Origin of the sequence: Corynebacterium gallinarum, from assembly GCF_014837045.1 — a bacterium.
Taxonomy (GTDB): domain Bacteria; phylum Actinomycetota; class Actinomycetes; order Mycobacteriales; family Mycobacteriaceae; genus Corynebacterium; species Corynebacterium gallinarum.
Genome location: NZ_JACSPR010000010.1, coordinates 51,301 through 67,853, shown reverse-complemented (window position 1 = coordinate 67,853; position 16,553 = coordinate 51,301). Strand labels below are relative to the sequence as shown.

The following is a 16,553-nucleotide window of genomic DNA, read 5'->3' as shown; positions in this document are numbered from 1 at the left end:
CTATCTCCTGTACCGTGCGGCGACCGATTCAATCACCTGTGCGGCCCTTGCCGCTGCGCCCTCCACCTGCCAGAGGTGCCAGTTGGCGGCGCGTTTCCTGGCCTCCTCGAACAGCTGGGGCCACTGCCCCGGATCGGGAAAGTCGCGCAGGACCACAGCCAACCCGGCGCGGTCGAGATGCTGGGCGGTGGCGTCCTGTTCCCCGAAGGGGCGTTCCTGCGGGAAGATGACCGCGGGTGCACGTGCCACGGCGAGGTCGGCCACGGAGTTCTGCCCGGCGGCTGCAATCACCGCGGAGGCCGACCGCAGGTACGGCATGGGGTTCTCCACGCGCGCGTCCCCGCCGAGCACCGTGGCAGGTGGCCACTGGTATTTATCGAAGTCATCGCCCCCGGCTCCCCGGAGGATGATCACGTTCTCGCCCGTATCCCCGGCGTGAGGGAGGGACTCACCCATAGCCTCCCCCGCCTCATCCTCGAACCGTGAGATCCCACCGACGGTGTGAATCTTGTTCTCATAACCGATGAGACTGGCCGGCACCGGCACCCAGTCGGGCCAGGCCGCGATGATGGCATCAGCCTGGAGGTAGGACACCTGGTGGGGTCGGTCGTGGCGAAAACCCGGCATGGCGATCGTGACCACGGGGATACCCATGAGGCGGACAAAGATCGCGATATCCACGGAGCAGTCCACATAGAACACGGACGGGTGGTGTGTGGCGATCCATTCGGCGATGATCGCCAGGCGCTCCGTGTGCCCGGGAACTCCGATCGGTGCCCAGTGGACGGTGTCGTTGGCGGTCTCGTCCCTGGCCGATGCACGGATGGGTTCGGTGTCGTCGGGCAGGATGATGTCAGCACCGGGGGCTGAAGAGAACACCACGGAGTCATCCTGCAGGTGCTTCTGGATGGCCCGCACCCGGTGGAGGTGCCCGCTGCCGGCGTGGTGGGCATACATTCCGATCATGAGTAGATTTCCTGTCTGACGGTGTCGGAGGTGCCCGCGACCTGGCGGTACACCTCCAGATAGCGATCGAGAAAATTCCCGATGCTGTAGTTGTCCCGCGCAAAGCGTGCCACCTGTGCACGGGAGATACGTGAAGAGCCCCGGATGGCCCGGGCGAGAGCGGTGACATCATCGGCCGGCACAGCCGGACATGGGGAGGCGCGCAGCACGTCGGCCATTCCACCACGGGCAAACGCCGCCACGGGTGTGCCGCAGGCCATCGCCTCCACGCTGACCAGGCCAAAGGGTTCATCCCAGACCGGGGTGATCACAGCAACCCGGGCATGCCGGACATGGTCGGCCAGCTGCTGGTGGGTCAGGGGGCCGGCCCACTGGATATCCCCGCCCAGCCGTGGTGCGACCTCCTTCTCGAAGTAGTCGGGGTTGGCACGCCGGCCGATGAGGGTGAGGGGGACACCGGAGCGTCGACAGGCATCAATGGCCAGGTGGGGTGCCTTCTCCGGGACGAGGCGCCCGAACCACACGGCATTGTCCCCACCCGGCCCGACGCGCCAGACATCCATGTCCACCGCATTGGGGATCACGCGGGTGCCGGGCAGGTCCCAGCTGCGTGCCGTGTGGTGGCTGACGGCGGTGAACAGACTGCGTGAGGTGGGCGCGGCCTCCACCATGCCGTCCACCGGCGGGCAGTGCAGGGTGGTGATCAGGGGCAGCACCCCGGAACGCAGCAGCTCCGGGTGCAGGCTGTTGTTGTGCACCACATCGTAGTCGCTGGTCTCCAGGTGGGCGCGCAGACGGGCGAAGGCGGCATCCTCCTTGTCACTGTGACCGGGCGGGTAGGTGTGATCGGTCTGCTTTAGGGGGTTGCTGGCCCAGTCCACGGTGGGGAATTCAAATTCGCGCACGTGTCCCTGTGACCCGGCGGCTGCGTAGAGGTCAACCTCATGGCCCCGTCTGCGCAGTCCCTCGACGAGGATGCCGCAGTAGGCCTCGAGCCCTCCGGGATAGGGTTCGACGATGGGATGGCGGCCCGGTGCAACAACGGCTATCTTCATCGCGCACCTGCCGTCACGCCTGCTGCCATGCCGGTCAGGGCGCGGTAGGTGCGGTGGTGCTGTTCGATCGCTTCGGGAATCGGTGCCGGGGGCACGGGGTGGGCGGCCAGGAGCTGGTTCACCACCCGGGCGGCGTCGCGGCCATCACCGGTGCGGTAGACCGCCACGCCGTCATCGAGTGGTATCTGGGTGTCATAGCAGCCACAGTCCGGCACAGCCACGCTCACACCCAGGTCCCGGCACATCCGCATCCACCCGGAGTGCGTGCCCCGGGTATACGGCAGCACCACCACACGGTGGGCGGCGATGGTGCGGAACAGGGTGGCATCATCCATGGGCGCGTGACGGTGATCGGCGAGCTGCTCCAGCTGCTCATCCGCACCGTGGTGGATATAGATCTCGGCGCCCAGGTCCCGGTAGAACCGGGGATCGGTGACCACATTGGCGCGCACCGACTTCAGAAACACCACCGGGCGCGTGCCCGGGGTGCCGGCGTAGCGGTGCGGGTCGGCGACGATGGCGGGGTGCGCCGTGAGCTGGGGGCGACGCCCGTAACGCTTCTCGACGACATCCTGTGCCCCCGTGGACAACGTGAGCACCTCTGCGGCGGCCCCGATGAGGATACCCAGTTGCTGGTGGTAGTCACTCTGGTCAACCAGATGGGGGTTGTCCAGATCATGCACGGTGAACACCAGGGGGATGTCACGTTCACGGAGAATATCGACGAAGTTAGTGGTCTGTGCGGGCGTGAGGTGCTCAAAACCGAAGTGGAGGTGGACCAGGTCGATCTCGGCATTATCCGGGTCCGCCCAGAACTCAGCGGTGAAACCGGGGTGGGGCCACCACCTGCCCGGTTCCTCCCGGTCGACCACCGGATCCGGCAGCATAATGACATCACCCCACCCGTTGACCGGCTGTAACGCCTGCGGGTAGGGATGTCCTGCTGGAATCGAGAGCACTCTGCGCGCCACGGCACCACCTTCCTGAATGTGATCTGAGTAACGTCTGACTGTAACATTACCCTCAATGAATACCGCTGCGCTGTCTCCAGAACCCAATGAACCTGCAACCTCCGTTCCCGATCCCCGCCGTCTTCACTATGGGGAGTTCTATCAACTGCGCGCACCCGTTAGAGCGCACGAGGTGCCCACTGTAGCCGTGGTGGGCAATTGTCAGGCGGAATCCCTGCGTATCCTGCTGGATTCCACCGGCGCGGTGAACTCCTTCCGCATCCCCGCAATCCATGAGTGGACCGCCGAGGACGTGGAACTGATGGGGGATGTACTCGCTGCAACGGATGTGTTGGTGATGCAACCGGTCCGCGATGATTACCGTGGCCTGCCCTGTGGCACCGACCAGTTGGCGGCACTCCTGCCCGCAGGCGCCCGCGTGGTGCGCTACCCCGTGCTGCGTTTCGACGGCCTCATGCCCTACCATGCGATCATCCGCTCCCCCGCTGATCCCTCGCTCAATCCCCCGGTGGTCCCCTATCACGATCTGCGCATCCTGATCGCCGCCTCCCGGGGCCTGGACACCCCCGTGGAGGCGACACCACCGGATGAGACCCTGCGTGAACTGGCGGCGCTATCCATCGCCGAGCTGCGCACACGCGAACAGGACCACACCACCGTGGTGGTCTCTGATCATCTGGAAACCACCCCGGTGTGGCACACCATCAACCACCCCGACAACAGCACGCTGATCCACATGGCCCACCGGGTCCTCGAGGCCATCGGTGTCGACGGGGAGGTGCGTGATCCCGGCCGCGAGCTGCTGGGGAACCTCGATGCCCCGGTGGACCCGCAGGCGGCACGCGCCCTGGGTGTACAGGTGGAGGGCCGCGACACGTGGTGCCCCGCCCCGGCCGCGGACATCGAACAGGCCCAGTTGGGGTTCTACCGTGAGCACCCGGAGGTGGTGGACGCCGGGTTGAAGCGGCATGCACGGCGGTTGCAGCTGCTGGGCCTGATGTAGGCGACCGGGTCCCGGTTGCTCCGCCCCTGGCCCAGGCGGGATTTGCTAAACTCGCGAGCTACAGACCGGGAGAAACCCCGGGTGCGTTAAGAGGGGCGATCACATGAACATGACACACCTGATTGTCGGCCCGGCGGAACACGGCGTCACCGAATATGCCCGCCTGCTGGTCGATCACACCGGCGGCACCCCCGCCACCCTGGAGTCCGCACTCCGCCCCGGCCCCGTGCATGTCACCTTCACCGATCACCTCTTCGGCCCGGATCCCGAACAGGCCGTGGATGCGGTTCTGGCTGCCGTTGAGGGCCATCCGTTCTGTGTATCTTTCCACGATGTGCCCCAACCCGAGGAGGGTGCCGAGCGGTTCGAGCGGCGCAGCCGTGCCTACCGGCGCCTGGCCCGGGTAGCTGATCTGACCGTGACCAACTCACGCCACGAGGCATCCTTCTTCGACACTGAAGGTACCAAGGTCCACTCCATTCCCCTGCCCCTGCCGGAGGCACCGCCACGATCCGCCGATCCGGTGCCCGGCACCGTTGGCGTCCTCGGTTTCATCTACCCCGGCAAGGGGCATGAAACCATCGTGGAGGCCGCAAGTCAGGTCGGTGGCCTTGAAGTTCGGGCCCTGGGTGGGTTCTCCGCGGGGCATGAGGACATGGATCTGCCAGGTGTGGAGGTCACCGGTTATCTGCCCGATGAGGAACTCTGGGCGCAGATGGACCGCATCGCCATCCCCGTGTGTGCCCATCGGCATTTCTCCGCATCCGGGTCCCTGATGCGCTGGCTGGCCGCAGGTCGACGCGTTCTGGTCACCGACAGTGACTACGCCCGCGAAGTCGCGGAGATGTTCCCCGACCAGGTGGTCACGGTGACCGACTGGCCGGCGGCCCTCGCCGACGCTGCGGCGGATGAGGGGTTTGCTGCGCGCGTCGACAAGCAGCACCGGTGGGGATGGCCGGAGGTGGCCACCGCCTGGCAGGATCTGTGGATCGAGTATTTCGGACCGTGGCTGCGCGACAACATTCCACCGGAGCTCACCGACACCCCACCTGCCCCGGTGAGCGTGGTGATCCCCTATTACAACGACATCGACTCGCTGCGCCGGGTGATCGCCGGCGTGGAGAACAACGGCCACGGCTCGGACGTGGAGATCATCATCGCCGACGACGGTTCCACCACCGCCCCCGAGGTCACCACCTCTCTGCCCGTCACCGTGGTGCGCCAGGACGATCTGGGGTTCCGCGCGGCAGCAGCCCGCAACCTCGGTGTCCGCTCCGCGCACCATGAGGTGGTGGTATTCCTCGACGGTGACACCGTCCCCCGCCCGGGTTATCTCACCGCCATGAGCCGGTGGGTGACTGCCGACCCCCGGTGCGTGGTGGTGGGCACCCGCCTGCAGGACGGGGTGGAACCGCAGTGGCTACGCGACGCCTGGGGATACACCGACAATCTCCGCCTGGCGGATGAAACCTCATTCCGGTTCATCATCTCTTCGGTGCTGGCGACCTCGAAGACAATGTTCAACAAGGTCGGCGGTTTCGATGAGACGATGGTCGGCTACGGCGGCGAGGACTGGGAACTGGGGTGGCGTCTGTGGAATGCCGGTGCCATCTTCCTGCACGACCCCGAGGCCATCGCCGACCACCTGGAACCGGACTGGGCCGCACGCGAGAAACCCGAGGAGATGAAACTGGCGGAGAAGAACGCCGAGACCATCGCCCTGGCCTCACGCATCACCCACCCCCTCGCCCGCCCCGCCGGGGTGGTCTTCGACCGCCAGGACATCATCGTCCATCTACCCGAGGACACCCCCGAGCCCGTGGTGAAGGCCTGGCTGGATGCCGGCGATGTGCATGTGGCGGGCCCGACGTCCCGGTTATTCCGCGCCGATCCCCGCGTGGGCCCCGGCACCGGACGTGTGCGCATCGATCTGGATCAACCGGTGCTGCCCCCGGAGGACCTGCCCGCCCGGGTGGCGCGGGTGGAGAAACTCGGTGGCCTGGCGATCCTGCGCCACGATAACCGCGATATCGGACGGATCCGCGCCGAACGTGTGGTCAACCGGAGCCCCGGCATCATCCACACGCAGATGCACCCGTGGACCGGCACACAACGCTTAGAGCGCTGGCTGGCGGGCTGGTAGTTGGGGCTGCTTCAATGCCCTACTTCAGGGCAACGTGTGAGCGTGCCTTCCACTCGTGCAGCTGCTCACCCTGCTCCTGCCAGTGGGCGTAGAGACCGGAGACGGTGCCGTCGATGAGCACGGCCTCCAGGCATTGACGCAGACGCTCCCTCATCTCCGGGGTCTGCAGCGCGGCGGCGTCGACGTCGCCGCCCTCCTCCGGCTGGTTGCCGGCGGCCAGGTGTGCCAGTGCGATGATCATCGCCCCCTGGTCCTTCTCGATATAGCGGTTGCCCGCATCAGGCAGCAGCTCATCCAGGTAGAGCTCATCTTTGCGCAGGTCCGCCAGGACCTCCTGGGCTTCTTCATTGTCAAAGGGGCCGGTGTTCCAGATATCCATGCGGGATAGACTACCGGGCCGGGTCGGGTGCGTGCAGGATTGGATCCGTCGAAAAGCACAAAGACCGACCCCCTGACTGCGGGGGCCGGCCTGGACGGACGGGGGTTACTTGATGCGGGTGAGGATCTCCGCGATGAGCCGGTCGGCCTGGGCGCGCAGGTCCTCGACGGGGCCGTTGTTGTCGATGACAATGTCGGCCGCCTTGAGGCGGATCTCGTCTGGGACCTGGGAGGCGATGCGACGTCGGACGTCGTCCTCCTCCAGACCGCGCTTTGCGACGAGCCGCCGCACCCGTTCGTCCTCCTCCACATCAACGACCACCACGAGATCCATCTTGCGGTCAAGCCCCTTATCCACCAGCAGGGGCATGTCGTAGACCGCGGCCTTCGTGCCGGCTGCCTCCGCCTCGGCGAACCTGCGGGCGGTCTCCTCCGCGATGCGGGGATGGGTGATGGAATTGAGCAGAGCGGTCTGCTCGGAACTGACAAACGCCTTGGCCGCGAGGCCCGGGCGGTTGAGGGTGCCGTCGGGGTGGAGGATGTCCTCCCCAAACGCCTCGACCAGCTCGGTGAGAGCCGGCTGGCCGGGTTCGACGATATCGCGGGCGATCGCGTCGGCGTCGATGATGAGGAAGCCTTCAGCTGACAAAAGATCGGCAACGGTTGATTTACCGCTGCCGATCCCTCCGGTTAATCCAATGCGCAACATGCGCCCCAGATTAGTGCCTAAACGTCAATCATGTGGGCCTTAGGAGGTCTACTCCTTGCCCGTGACCGTGATGATGCTGGTGGAGGCATCCACCGCCTGAGCCGGGTGGCCCTCGATGGAGCCGAACTTCTGCGCGTTGGTCACCACCACCGGGGTGATCAGGGGCAGCCCCTTGGCCCGGATGAACTCCGGATCGAAGGTGATCAGCTTGTCACCGGCACTCACCTGCTGTTTGCGCTCAACGTGGACCTCGAAGCCCTCGCCCTCGAGCTGGACGGTGTCCAGACCGACGTGGATGAGCAGTTCCACACCAGACTCCAGGCGCAGGCCGACAGCGTGACCGGATTTCTGGACGGTGAGCACCGTGGCGTTGGCCGGTGCGACCACCACGTTGCCGGTCGGTTCGATGGCAACACCGGGGCCAAGTTTCTCGGCGGCGAAGATCGGATCAGGCACCTCGGACAGGGGCACGGCTGCGCCCTCCAGCGGTGCGGTGAGCTCAGCGATCTCACCGGCTGCGAGCACCCTGCGGGTGGTCGCTGTAGGCGCGGTGGCTGTAGTGGTTGCAGAGGCGGCAGTTGCCGTTGCTGCGGTTGCGGCACCGGAGGCAGCTGGTGCGTTGGTGGCTGCGGCGGCAGCGGCCGGGGAGTTGGGGGTCTCCCCTGCCTCGGCGGCCCGGGTGGCCTCCAGCTGTGCCTGGACCTCTGCGCGCTCATCAGCGGAGCGGTAGTCGAAGAAGAGCACCAGGAGCATGGAGGTGAAGAAGGCCGCGGCGATACCGACGGTGTAACCCAACCACGGATCCATCGCCGGGATGGTCAGCAGGGAGGTAAACACGAAGGCATAGGCCTTGATATCGAAGATACCCATGACCACACCGCCGACGAAACAACCCGGCAGGAGACGGAAGTAGGTCTTTTTGAAGCGCAGCAGCACACCGTAGAGGGACGGTTCGGAGATACCACCGAGCAGGCCGGCGAGCATACCGCCCAGGGAGACCTGGCGCATGGCCTTATTGCGTTCCTTGATGGCCAGGATGAAGACACCGGTGACCAGACCGAAACAGGCGAAGTTCCAGGCACCCATCGGGCCCTGGATGAAGTCATAGCCCAGGGTGTTGATGTTCTGGATCATGATGGCGTTGAGTGGCCAGTGCAGACCCAGCGGCACCAGGAACGGGTACAGCAGCGGAATCACGATGGAGAGGATGAACGGGCTGAAGTTGTTGATGCTCTCCAGCATGGTGGAGATGCCGTTACCCACGCCGATACCGAAGGGGCCGAGCAGGAATGCGGTGGCCGGGATCATGATCAGCAGGGAGAAGAACGGCACGAACACCATCTGCACAGCTTCGGGGATGATCTTCTTCAGCAGTTTCTCCACCCAGTACAGGCCGACGGCGGCGATCAAGGGTGGGAAGACCTGGCCGGAGTAGTCGTTGATGACCATGGGCAGGCCGAAGACGGTGACGGTGTCACCGGCGGAGCCCAGTGCGAGGAATTCCGGGGTGAGCAGCGCGGCCGGGATGGCGGCACCGACCCACTCATTGGCGCCGAGCTTACGGGCGGCGGTCGCACCGACCATGATCGGCAGGAAGTAGAACACCGAACGCCACATGGCATGCAGGAACACGTAGGTGTCCGGCTGCTCATCCATCGGTGCACGGAAGTCCTGGAGGCCGAAGGTGTCGGCCAGCACCAGGAGGGTGATGATCAGCGAGGCGCCGAGCAGGGCCCACAGGATCGGACGGAAGGTGTCGGAGAGGAATTCGAAACCGTAGTCCACCCAGGAGTACTTGCCTCGCACACCGCCGTATTCCTTGGAGCCGGCGGCGGGTGCGGCCTCACCGTCGCGGAAGCCCTGCATGCCGTCGAGCTTGAGGATCTCCTGGTAGTAGTTGGCCACGGAACCACCCATGACCACCTGCATGCCGGTGGAGCCCTGAGGCACGACACCGAGAACGGCGGGGTCGGAGTCCAGCGCCGACTGGTCTACTGCCGACTGGTCCTTGACCTGGACACGCAGGCGTGTGGCGCAGTGAGTCATCGAGGTGATGTTCTCAGGCCCACCAAGGTTATCCAGGATGTGTTGCGATGTCGTCGTCACTTTAGACGCCATGTCAAACCTTTCTGAACGCGTGGGTCCCGGTGTGTCGACTGGGTAGGTCAACGCGCCCTGGATCCAACTACGAGACGGGGCTGGTCAGAACCGGGGTCGGTCCGCCAGCGCCTACCGGCTACCTCGGGTGGAGTGATCACTGAGGGAACATCACCCGCGCTGATGACCTGCGGTTTCAAGAAATCGATTGCACTTCGGCCCGACCGGTCATACCTTTACCGATCCAGCCACCGTGCCCCAATGAAACCAGGCGGGTGATCAACCACGGGGCGATGTGTGAACCAGCACACTCATGCCCGACTTAGTGGTAAGTCTCTATTAGTGTAAGTCCGACTGCGGGGGGAAACAAGCCACATGTCCGGAAAAATGTCACAGTTTCAAAAATAGAAATGTCCGGTGGGGTCTGTTTATACATTTAACTTGTATATAGAGGCATTCTTATAAAAAAGTACTTGATATAACCAGTGTAGCGAATCAGTTAACGACCACTCCTTGGAAGAGCAACCCGTAAAGATAGCCAGAAACGACAACAACGCCCTGTCCTGCAACGCGGAACCAAGTTGGTTCCACGCGCAGGACAGGGCGTCGTGCGGAGCAATCCGTCAGGTGTTCACACCGTCAACGTCAGTGTGAATGCCCAGCGAAGGGGTGCAGGCGATTAGTTTCCTGCGAGCTTCTCGCGCAGTGCGGCGAGCTGCTCGTCGGAGGCCAGGGAGCCACCGGTTTCTTCCACTGCTGCGGAAGGAGCTGCGTCCTCAGACTCGGAGGAGTAGTTGCCGGCCGGAGCCTCGGCAGCTGCTTCTTCCGCCTGCTGGCGACGACGCTCGATCTGAGCGGTGTGAGCCTGGAAGCGACGCTCGGACTCGGCGTAACGAGCCTCCCAAGCCTGACGCTGCTCGTCGAACTCGGGCAGCCACTCGTTGGTCTCGGCGTCGAAGCCCTCAGGGAAGATGTAGTTACCCTGCTCGTCGTAGGAATCGGCCATACCGTACTTGGATGGGTCGAACTCCTCGGTGTAGTCCTCGTCAGCCTGCTTGAGGGACAGGGAGATACGACGACGCTCGAGATCGATGTCGATGACCTTGACCATGACCTCTTCGCCAACGGTGACAACCTGGTCCGGAACCTCGACGTGGCGCTGAGCCAGCTCGGAGATGTGGACGAGGCCCTCGATGCCCTCTTCGACGCGAACGAACGCACCGAATGGGACCAGCTTGGTGACCTTGCCCGGAACGATCTGGCCCACAGCGTGGGTGCGGGCGAAGACGCGCCATGGGTCTTCCTGGGTTGCCTTCAGGGACAGGGAGACGCGCTCGCGATCGAGATCGACGTCGAGAACCTCAACGGTGACCTCGTCGCCAACGGTGACAACCTCAGATGGGTGGTCGATGTGCTTCCAGGACAGCTCGGAAACGTGAACCAGTCCGTCGACACCGCCGAGATCGACGAATGCGCCGAAGTTGACGATGGAGGAGACAACGCCCTTGCGGACCTGGCCCTTCTGGAGCTGGTGCAGGAACTCGGAGCGGACCTCGGACTGGGTCTGCTCGAGGAATGCACGGCGGGACAGAACGACATTGTTGCGGTTCTTGTCCAGCTCGATGATCTTGGCTTCGAGCTCCTGGCCGATGTACGGATCCAGGTCGCGGACGCGACGCATCTCAACGAGGGATGCAGGCAGGAAGCCACGCAGGCCGATGTCCAGGATGAGGCCGCCCTTGACGACCTCGATGACGGTACCGGTGACCGGCTCGTCCTTCTCCTTGAGCTCCTCGATGGCGCCCCATGCACGCTCGTACTGAGCACGCTTCTTGGAGAGGATCAGACGACCTTCCTTGTCCTCCTTGGTGAGGACAAGCGCGTCGATCTGGTCGCCGACCTGGACAACCTCGTCAGGATCGACATCGTGCTTGATGGAAAGTTCGCGGGAAGGAATGACACCTTCGGTCTTGTAGCCGATGTCGAGAAGAACCTCGTCGTGATCGACCTTGACCACAGTACCTTCGACAATGTCGCCGTCATTGAAGTACTTGATCGTGGCGTCGATTGCTGCGAGGAAGTCCTCAGCGGAGCCAATGTCGTTGATGGCAACCTGAGGTGCGTTGTTGGTGGGCATATGTAAATTGCTCCGAAATGGATAGGAAATTGAGATTGGACAGGAAGCGATATCTCTCAACGAACACCCATCAGCTGGGGTTTTGATTTCACGAAACAGCTCGGAGTGTTTTCCTATAAGAACACTCCGTCACCGAACGCAGCGATACGCCCTAATAACCTTACTGCGTTCGCGCAGCTGGGGCAAATAGAATTCACGCAAACACACCATCTTAGGCACAAAAGTAAACAATGTGATGGATGGTGTCTCCGGTGGCCACTGAATACCGGTGGAAATGACCCCGGGACTGCTTAGATGTTTAGGAAGGGTTGGAGAAACCGCACCCCGGTGTCCCAGACTCCACCCATCGCCGTGGCGATGGCTAGGATGGCGGCCAGCCAGGTGGTGATCTGGGTGGGGGTGATCTCCGAGGACCCGGAACTGGAATCGGATGAGATCCCGGGGGCGGAAAGGACATCGACATTGATGTCGGAGACCACCTCATCAAGCCCGGCTGTCAGATCATCGCCATATCCGTAGTTCTTTCCTCCGGTGGATCGGACGATGGCGTTGAGTCCGTCGCCTAGGTCTCCCTCCGGCGAGAGGACATCAACCCGGGGTCGTGAGAATTCCTCCCTGCCCTGGTTCAGTGGCACCGCCGGGCCAGCGGGAACGGACCGCGTGCAACTGGCGACATTGCGGTGTGGATTGTACCCGAAACCATGGTCCCGAACGATCCTCACATCAAGGTCCCCGGGATCGAGAGCTGCCGCAATATCGTCTTTTGTCAGGCAGGTCCTGTATTCGGGATCATCAGCAGGAGCATCTCCGATGATGATGAGCTGCCTTTTGGCACCCACACGCCAGGGCTGGTCATGGAGTGCCACCATGATTCCGGTATAGACCGATTCAGGGATGGTGGTGTTTCCGGGATCGTGGATGCTCAGAGAATTGAGCGCGGCACTCAGGGCATCCATGTCCCGACCAAGCGGCACCTCAGACACGGCAGCAGACAACTGTCCCGATCGATTTCTCATGGGACTTTGCCAATCCTTGTACTGGACGAATCCCACGCGGGCATCGGGATTCCTCGAGATGATCTGTTGCGCCGTGGCGCGCGCATCTGTCTTCGCCTGGTTGATTTCATTGGCCATGGATGATGTTGTATCCATGATGATGACCACATCGTGTGCTGAACCGGCGGCCTGGGCGTGGGGTGACACCCCCAGGGACAGGGCGGTGAGCAGGAGAACAGTTATGGTGGAATGGACTAATCGGAGCATATTTTTCCTCATGTCAGATGGCAATTACCCCAGCTGACAGTAGATCTGCGGACATTTCACCGACAGACCCCAAAAACCGGGGCATCTTTTCCCGCCCCGAACATCATTCCAGTTTCAGGACCTCAGCCCATGAACCATATTTCCCCGGATTCCATCTCAATTTTCTCCGCCGCCAACCGACACTGGTGGGATCTGGACGCCGATGACTACCACTCCCGTCATCCCGACTATCTGGGTGCCCACTCCCCCTTCGGCGAGTTCTACTGGTGTCCAGAGATGCTGCACGAGAACAATGAGCGCCTACTCGGCAGGCCAGCTGAGCTCGAGGGGAAGTACATTCTGGAGATCGGCTGCGGTTCTGCCCCGTGCGCCCGGTGGCTCGCCCACGAAGTCCCAGGGGCCTTTGTCACCGGTTTCGATATCTCCATGGGCATGCTCCGCCACGCTGGTACCGACCACGATGCCCACCTGGTCCAGGCCGATGCCACCGCACTGCCCTATGCCGATGACTCCTTCGACGTGGTCTTCTCTGTTTTCGGTGCCATCCCGTTCGTGGAGGATTCCGCGCACCTGATGCGGGAGATCGCCCGCGTGACCCGCCCCGGCGGCCGGTTCGTCTTCTCCATCACGCACCCCATGCGGTGGATCTTCCTCGACGATCCCGGCCCCGCCGGACTGACCGCGATCACCAGTTACTTCGACCGGGACGGCTACGTCGAAGAAGACGAGGAGACCGGGCAGGTCACCTACGCCGAGCAGCACCGCACGATGGGCGCGCGTATCGGTGAGCTTGTCGACGCCGGATTCACCTTCACCCGACTCATCGAACCGGAGTGGCCGGAGGACCTGACCCAGACCTGGGGTCAGTGGTCCCCCCTGCGGGGCAGATTGTTCCCGGGCACTGCTCTTTTCGTCGCAACGCGCTAGTGCGCGGCGGTGTCCCAGTCACGCCCACTGCCGGCTGAGACCTCGAGCGGCACGCGCAGTGTGATCGCGTTGTCCATCTCGCGTTCCAGGATCTCCTGGACCTGCTCGAGTTCACCGGGGGCGATCTCGACGACGAGTTCGTCATGGACCTGCAACAGGACGCGGGATTTAACCCCGGCGGTGCGCAGTTCGCGGTCAACCCGGATCATCGCCACCTTGATGATGTCGGCGGCCGTGCCCTGGATCGGGGCGTTGAGCGCGGCGCGTTCGGCGTTTTCACGGGCCACCCGGTTGTCAGAGTTGAGTTCCGGCAGGTAGCGGCGACGTCCGAACAGGGTCTCGGTGTACCCGGATTTGCGCGCCTGGTCCACCACCTCCGCAAGATAGCGCTGCACCCCGCCGAAGCGCTCGAAGTAGCTTTCCATGATGGTTTTCGCCTCACCGGCCGGGATACCCAGCTGCTGGGACAGGCCGAACGCGGAGAGCCCGTAAACCAGGCCGTAGGACATGGCCTTGACCCGGCGGCGCAGCTCAGGGGTGACACCGTCGATCGGCACGTCGAACACCTTCGAACCCACGTAGTTGTGGAGGTCCTCACCCGCCTGGTACGCCTCGATCAGGCCCGGATCCTGGGAGAGGTGGGCCATAACGCGCATCTCGATCTGGGAATAGTCGGCTGTGAGCAGGGTGTCATAGCCCTCACCCACCACGAAGCCCGAACGGATCTTGCGTCCCGCCTCGGTGCGCACCGGGATGTTCTGCAGGTTCGGATCGGTAGAAGACAAACGCCCCGTGGAGGCCACGGTCTGGTTGAAGGTGGTGTGGATACGACCATCCGAGCCCACCGAGCGGATGAGTCCCTCCAGGGTGGTCTTCATCTTCTGGTATTGGCGGTGGGCCAGCAGGTGGTCCAGGAATGGGTGTGGATTCTTCACTGCCAGCGCCTCGATCTCGGCGGCGGCGGTGGAGTAACCGGTCTTGGTCTTCTTGGTCTTGGGCATACCGAAGGTCTCAAACAGCACGGTCTGCAGCTGCTTGGGGCTGGACAGGTTGAGGGTGGGATCGTCGGCAAGCTCACGGGCGGCCTCCTCCTCGCGGGTGACCTGGTCGATGAAGGTCTCCAGCTGCTCCTCGAGGGTGGCCACGTCCACGGCGATGCCGGTGGCCTCCATGCGGGCGAGAATGCTGAGCAGCGGGATCTCCAGGTCACGGTACAGCTCGAAACCGTTGATCTCCTGGAGCTGGGTGGTCAGTTCCTCCGCCAACTCGAGGATGGCGACGGCCTCATCCACCAGCGCCTGGGAATCACCGGCGTCAAGGAGGGTGAGTTGATTACTGCCGTTGTTGCTGGGGTTGAGCTGACGCTGCAGGTGGCGCTGGTAGACGTCGGCAAGCTCATAGGTGCGCTGGCCTGGGCGCAGCAGGTAGGCCGCGATCGCGGTGTCGTGCTCGATGCCGCGCAGCTCGAAACCACGACCGGCGAGCATGTGGAAGACCGCCTTCGCACCGTGGAGCAGCTTCGGGGAAGCCTCATCGGAGAGCCAGTCGGCCAGGGCATTCTCAGCCTCCGGGGTGACATCCGCCAGGTCAGCGACCACGGCGCGACGGTCGGTGTCCACGATCGCGATGGAGTGCGCGTCCCCGGTCGCCGGGGTGCCCACGCCGGTCACGGCCACCGCCAGGGGACGTCCCCCGCGGGTGCTCAGCCACTCGTCCAGCGGGAGCGTATCGACGCCCACCTCATCCCGATCCTGTACCTCCCCGACCGGGATCTCACCGTCGGTCTTCACCGCAGCCAGGACCCGCTCACGCAGGTTGGTCCCGAACTCCAGCGCATCGAATTCAGTGGCCACCTCGGCGACATCCGCGGTGCGCATCTCCAGATCATCCGGACTGACGGGCAGTTCCATGTCCTTGATCATCTCGGTGAGCTGGCGGTTCATACGGACCTGATCCAGGCGCTCGCGGAAGCTGTTGCCGACCTTGCCCTTGATCTCATCGGCGTGCTCCAGCAGATTGTCCAGGGAGCCGTATTCCACGATCCACCTGGTGGCGGTCTTCTCCCCCACGCCCGGGATGTTGGGCAGGTTGTCCGAGGGGTCACCACGCAGCGCCGCGAAATCCGGGTACTGCTGTGGCGTGAGCCCGTATTTCTCCTCCACGGCTTCCGGGGTGAAACGGTGCAGGACGGAGACACCGCGCATCGGATAGAGCACCGTGGTGGTGTCATTGACCAGCTGGAAGGAGTCACGGTCGCCGGTGACGATCAGGGTGTCATAGCCCAGGGGCTTCGCCGCCACCGCCAGCGTGGCGATGACATCATCAGCCTCGTAGTCCTCCTTCTCGATGGTGGTGATCCCCAGCGTCTTGAGCACGTCCTTGAGAATCTCCACCTGCCCCTTGAACTCCGGCGGGGTGGCCTCACGCTGGGCCTTGTAGGCCGGGAAGAGGTCGGTGCGGAAGGTCTTGCGCCCCACATCGAACGCCACCGCAATATGTGAGGGCTGTTCCTCCTTGAGCAGGGTGGCCAGCATGGAGAGAAAGCCGTATACCGCGTTGGTGTTCTGGCCCCCTGTGGTGGAGAAATTCTCCGCAGGCAGGGCGAAGAACGCACGGAAGGCCATGGAGTGGCCGTCGATGAGCATCAGGGTCTGGTCAGTCTTCTCAGTCACCTCCCCGAGTCTAGGCCAGAGCAAAACCAGGTGTCCCAAGGGGGCATGCCCGGTTAACCGGGGGGCGGTTTTCCATGTTTTTCCACGGTGGTCTAATATTGCTTTAGCACTGCACGCCATATGCATCAGCCCTAGTAGCCCAATTGGCAGAGGCAACGGATTCAAAACCCGTCCAGTGTGGGTTCGAGTCCCACCTGGGGCACCATATCCGCAAGATAATCTGCCGCCCTTCA

At 63.5% G+C, this 16,553-nt stretch carries 12 protein-coding genes and 1 tRNA gene; 4 read left to right on the top strand and 9 right to left on the bottom strand.

Going from position 1 to position 16,553, the window contains the following annotated elements; all coding sequences use genetic code 11:
* Genes H9627_RS12280 through H9627_RS12270 form a run of 3 tightly spaced genes read right to left on the bottom strand, consistent with a single transcriptional unit; the run spans position 1 to position 2,992 of the window.
* Positions 1-966 carry a glycosyltransferase gene (locus H9627_RS12280; protein ID WP_191734318.1) on the bottom strand — a complete coding sequence of 322 codons (966 nt, stop codon included), beginning with the start codon at positions 964-966 and terminating at the stop codon, positions 1-3.
* Positions 963-2,021 (bottom strand): glycosyltransferase family 4 protein, encoded by a 1,059-nt coding sequence (locus H9627_RS12275; RefSeq protein WP_191734317.1) that lies wholly within the window; start codon positions 2,019-2,021, stop codon positions 963-965. The genes H9627_RS12280 and H9627_RS12275 overlap by 4 nt, the downstream gene beginning before the upstream one ends.
* Positions 2,018-2,992 carry a hypothetical protein gene (locus tag H9627_RS12270; protein ID WP_318247794.1) on the bottom strand — a complete coding sequence of 325 codons (975 nt, stop codon included), beginning with the start codon at positions 2,990-2,992 and terminating at the stop codon, positions 2,018-2,020. Before H9627_RS12270 ends, H9627_RS12275 begins: the two co-directional genes overlap by 4 nt.
* A gap of 172 nt (positions 2,993-3,164) precedes the next feature.
* Between H9627_RS12270 and H9627_RS12265 the strand changes: the two genes are divergently transcribed.
* Positions 3,165-3,995 carry a WcbI family polysaccharide biosynthesis putative acetyltransferase gene (locus H9627_RS12265; RefSeq protein WP_318247793.1) on the top strand — a complete coding sequence of 277 codons (831 nt, stop codon included), beginning with the start codon at positions 3,165-3,167 and terminating at the stop codon, positions 3,993-3,995.
* Between the two features lie 103 nt (positions 3,996-4,098).
* Positions 4,099-6,138 (top strand): glycosyltransferase, encoded by a 2,040-nt coding sequence (locus H9627_RS12260; RefSeq protein ID WP_191734315.1) that lies wholly within the window; start codon positions 4,099-4,101, stop codon positions 6,136-6,138.
* Between the two features lie 19 nt (positions 6,139-6,157).
* On the opposite strand, the gene H9627_RS12255 is transcribed toward H9627_RS12260, so the two are convergent.
* From H9627_RS12255 to H9627_RS12235, 5 genes are all read right to left on the bottom strand, one after another.
* Positions 6,158-6,517 carry a DUF4259 domain-containing protein gene (locus H9627_RS12255; RefSeq protein WP_191734314.1) on the bottom strand — a complete coding sequence of 120 codons (360 nt, stop codon included), beginning with the start codon at positions 6,515-6,517 and terminating at the stop codon, positions 6,158-6,160.
* A gap of 105 nt (positions 6,518-6,622) precedes the next feature.
* Positions 6,623-7,225 carry a dephospho-CoA kinase gene (coaE, locus tag H9627_RS12250; protein WP_191734313.1) on the bottom strand — a complete coding sequence of 201 codons (603 nt, stop codon included), beginning with the start codon at positions 7,223-7,225 and terminating at the stop codon, positions 6,623-6,625.
* Between the two features lie 48 nt (positions 7,226-7,273).
* Entirely contained in the window at positions 7,274-9,343 is a 2,070-nt protein-coding gene (locus H9627_RS12245) for a glucose PTS transporter subunit IIA (protein WP_191734312.1), read from the bottom strand.
* Positions 9,344-10,001: 658 nt separating this feature from the next.
* On the bottom strand, positions 10,002-11,459 hold the full coding sequence (gene rpsA, locus H9627_RS12240) for a 30S ribosomal protein S1 (protein ID WP_191734311.1): 1,458 nt from the start codon (positions 11,457-11,459) through the stop codon (positions 10,002-10,004).
* A 290-nt stretch (positions 11,460-11,749) separates the two neighbouring features.
* Positions 11,750-12,721, bottom strand: a complete 972-nt coding sequence (locus H9627_RS12235) for a vWA domain-containing protein (protein ID WP_191734310.1) — start codon at positions 12,719-12,721, stop codon at positions 11,750-11,752.
* Between the two features lie 129 nt (positions 12,722-12,850).
* On the opposite strand from H9627_RS12235, the gene H9627_RS12230 reads away from it, so the two are divergent.
* Entirely contained in the window at positions 12,851-13,648 is a 798-nt protein-coding gene (locus tag H9627_RS12230) for a class I SAM-dependent methyltransferase (RefSeq protein ID WP_225213831.1), read from the top strand.
* On the opposite strand, the gene polA is transcribed toward H9627_RS12230, so the two are convergent.
* Positions 13,645-16,293: a DNA polymerase I gene (gene polA, locus H9627_RS12225; protein ID WP_191734339.1), complete on the bottom strand. Its 2,649-nt coding sequence runs from the start codon at positions 16,291-16,293 to the stop codon at positions 13,645-13,647. The two genes, H9627_RS12230 and polA, sit on opposite strands and share 4 nt — an antisense overlap.
* 155 nt (positions 16,294-16,448) lie before the next feature.
* On the opposite strand from polA, the gene H9627_RS12220 reads away from it, so the two are divergent.
* A tRNA-Leu gene (locus tag H9627_RS12220) sits at positions 16,449-16,525 on the top strand.
* Positions 16,526-16,553: the final 28 nt, after the last annotated feature.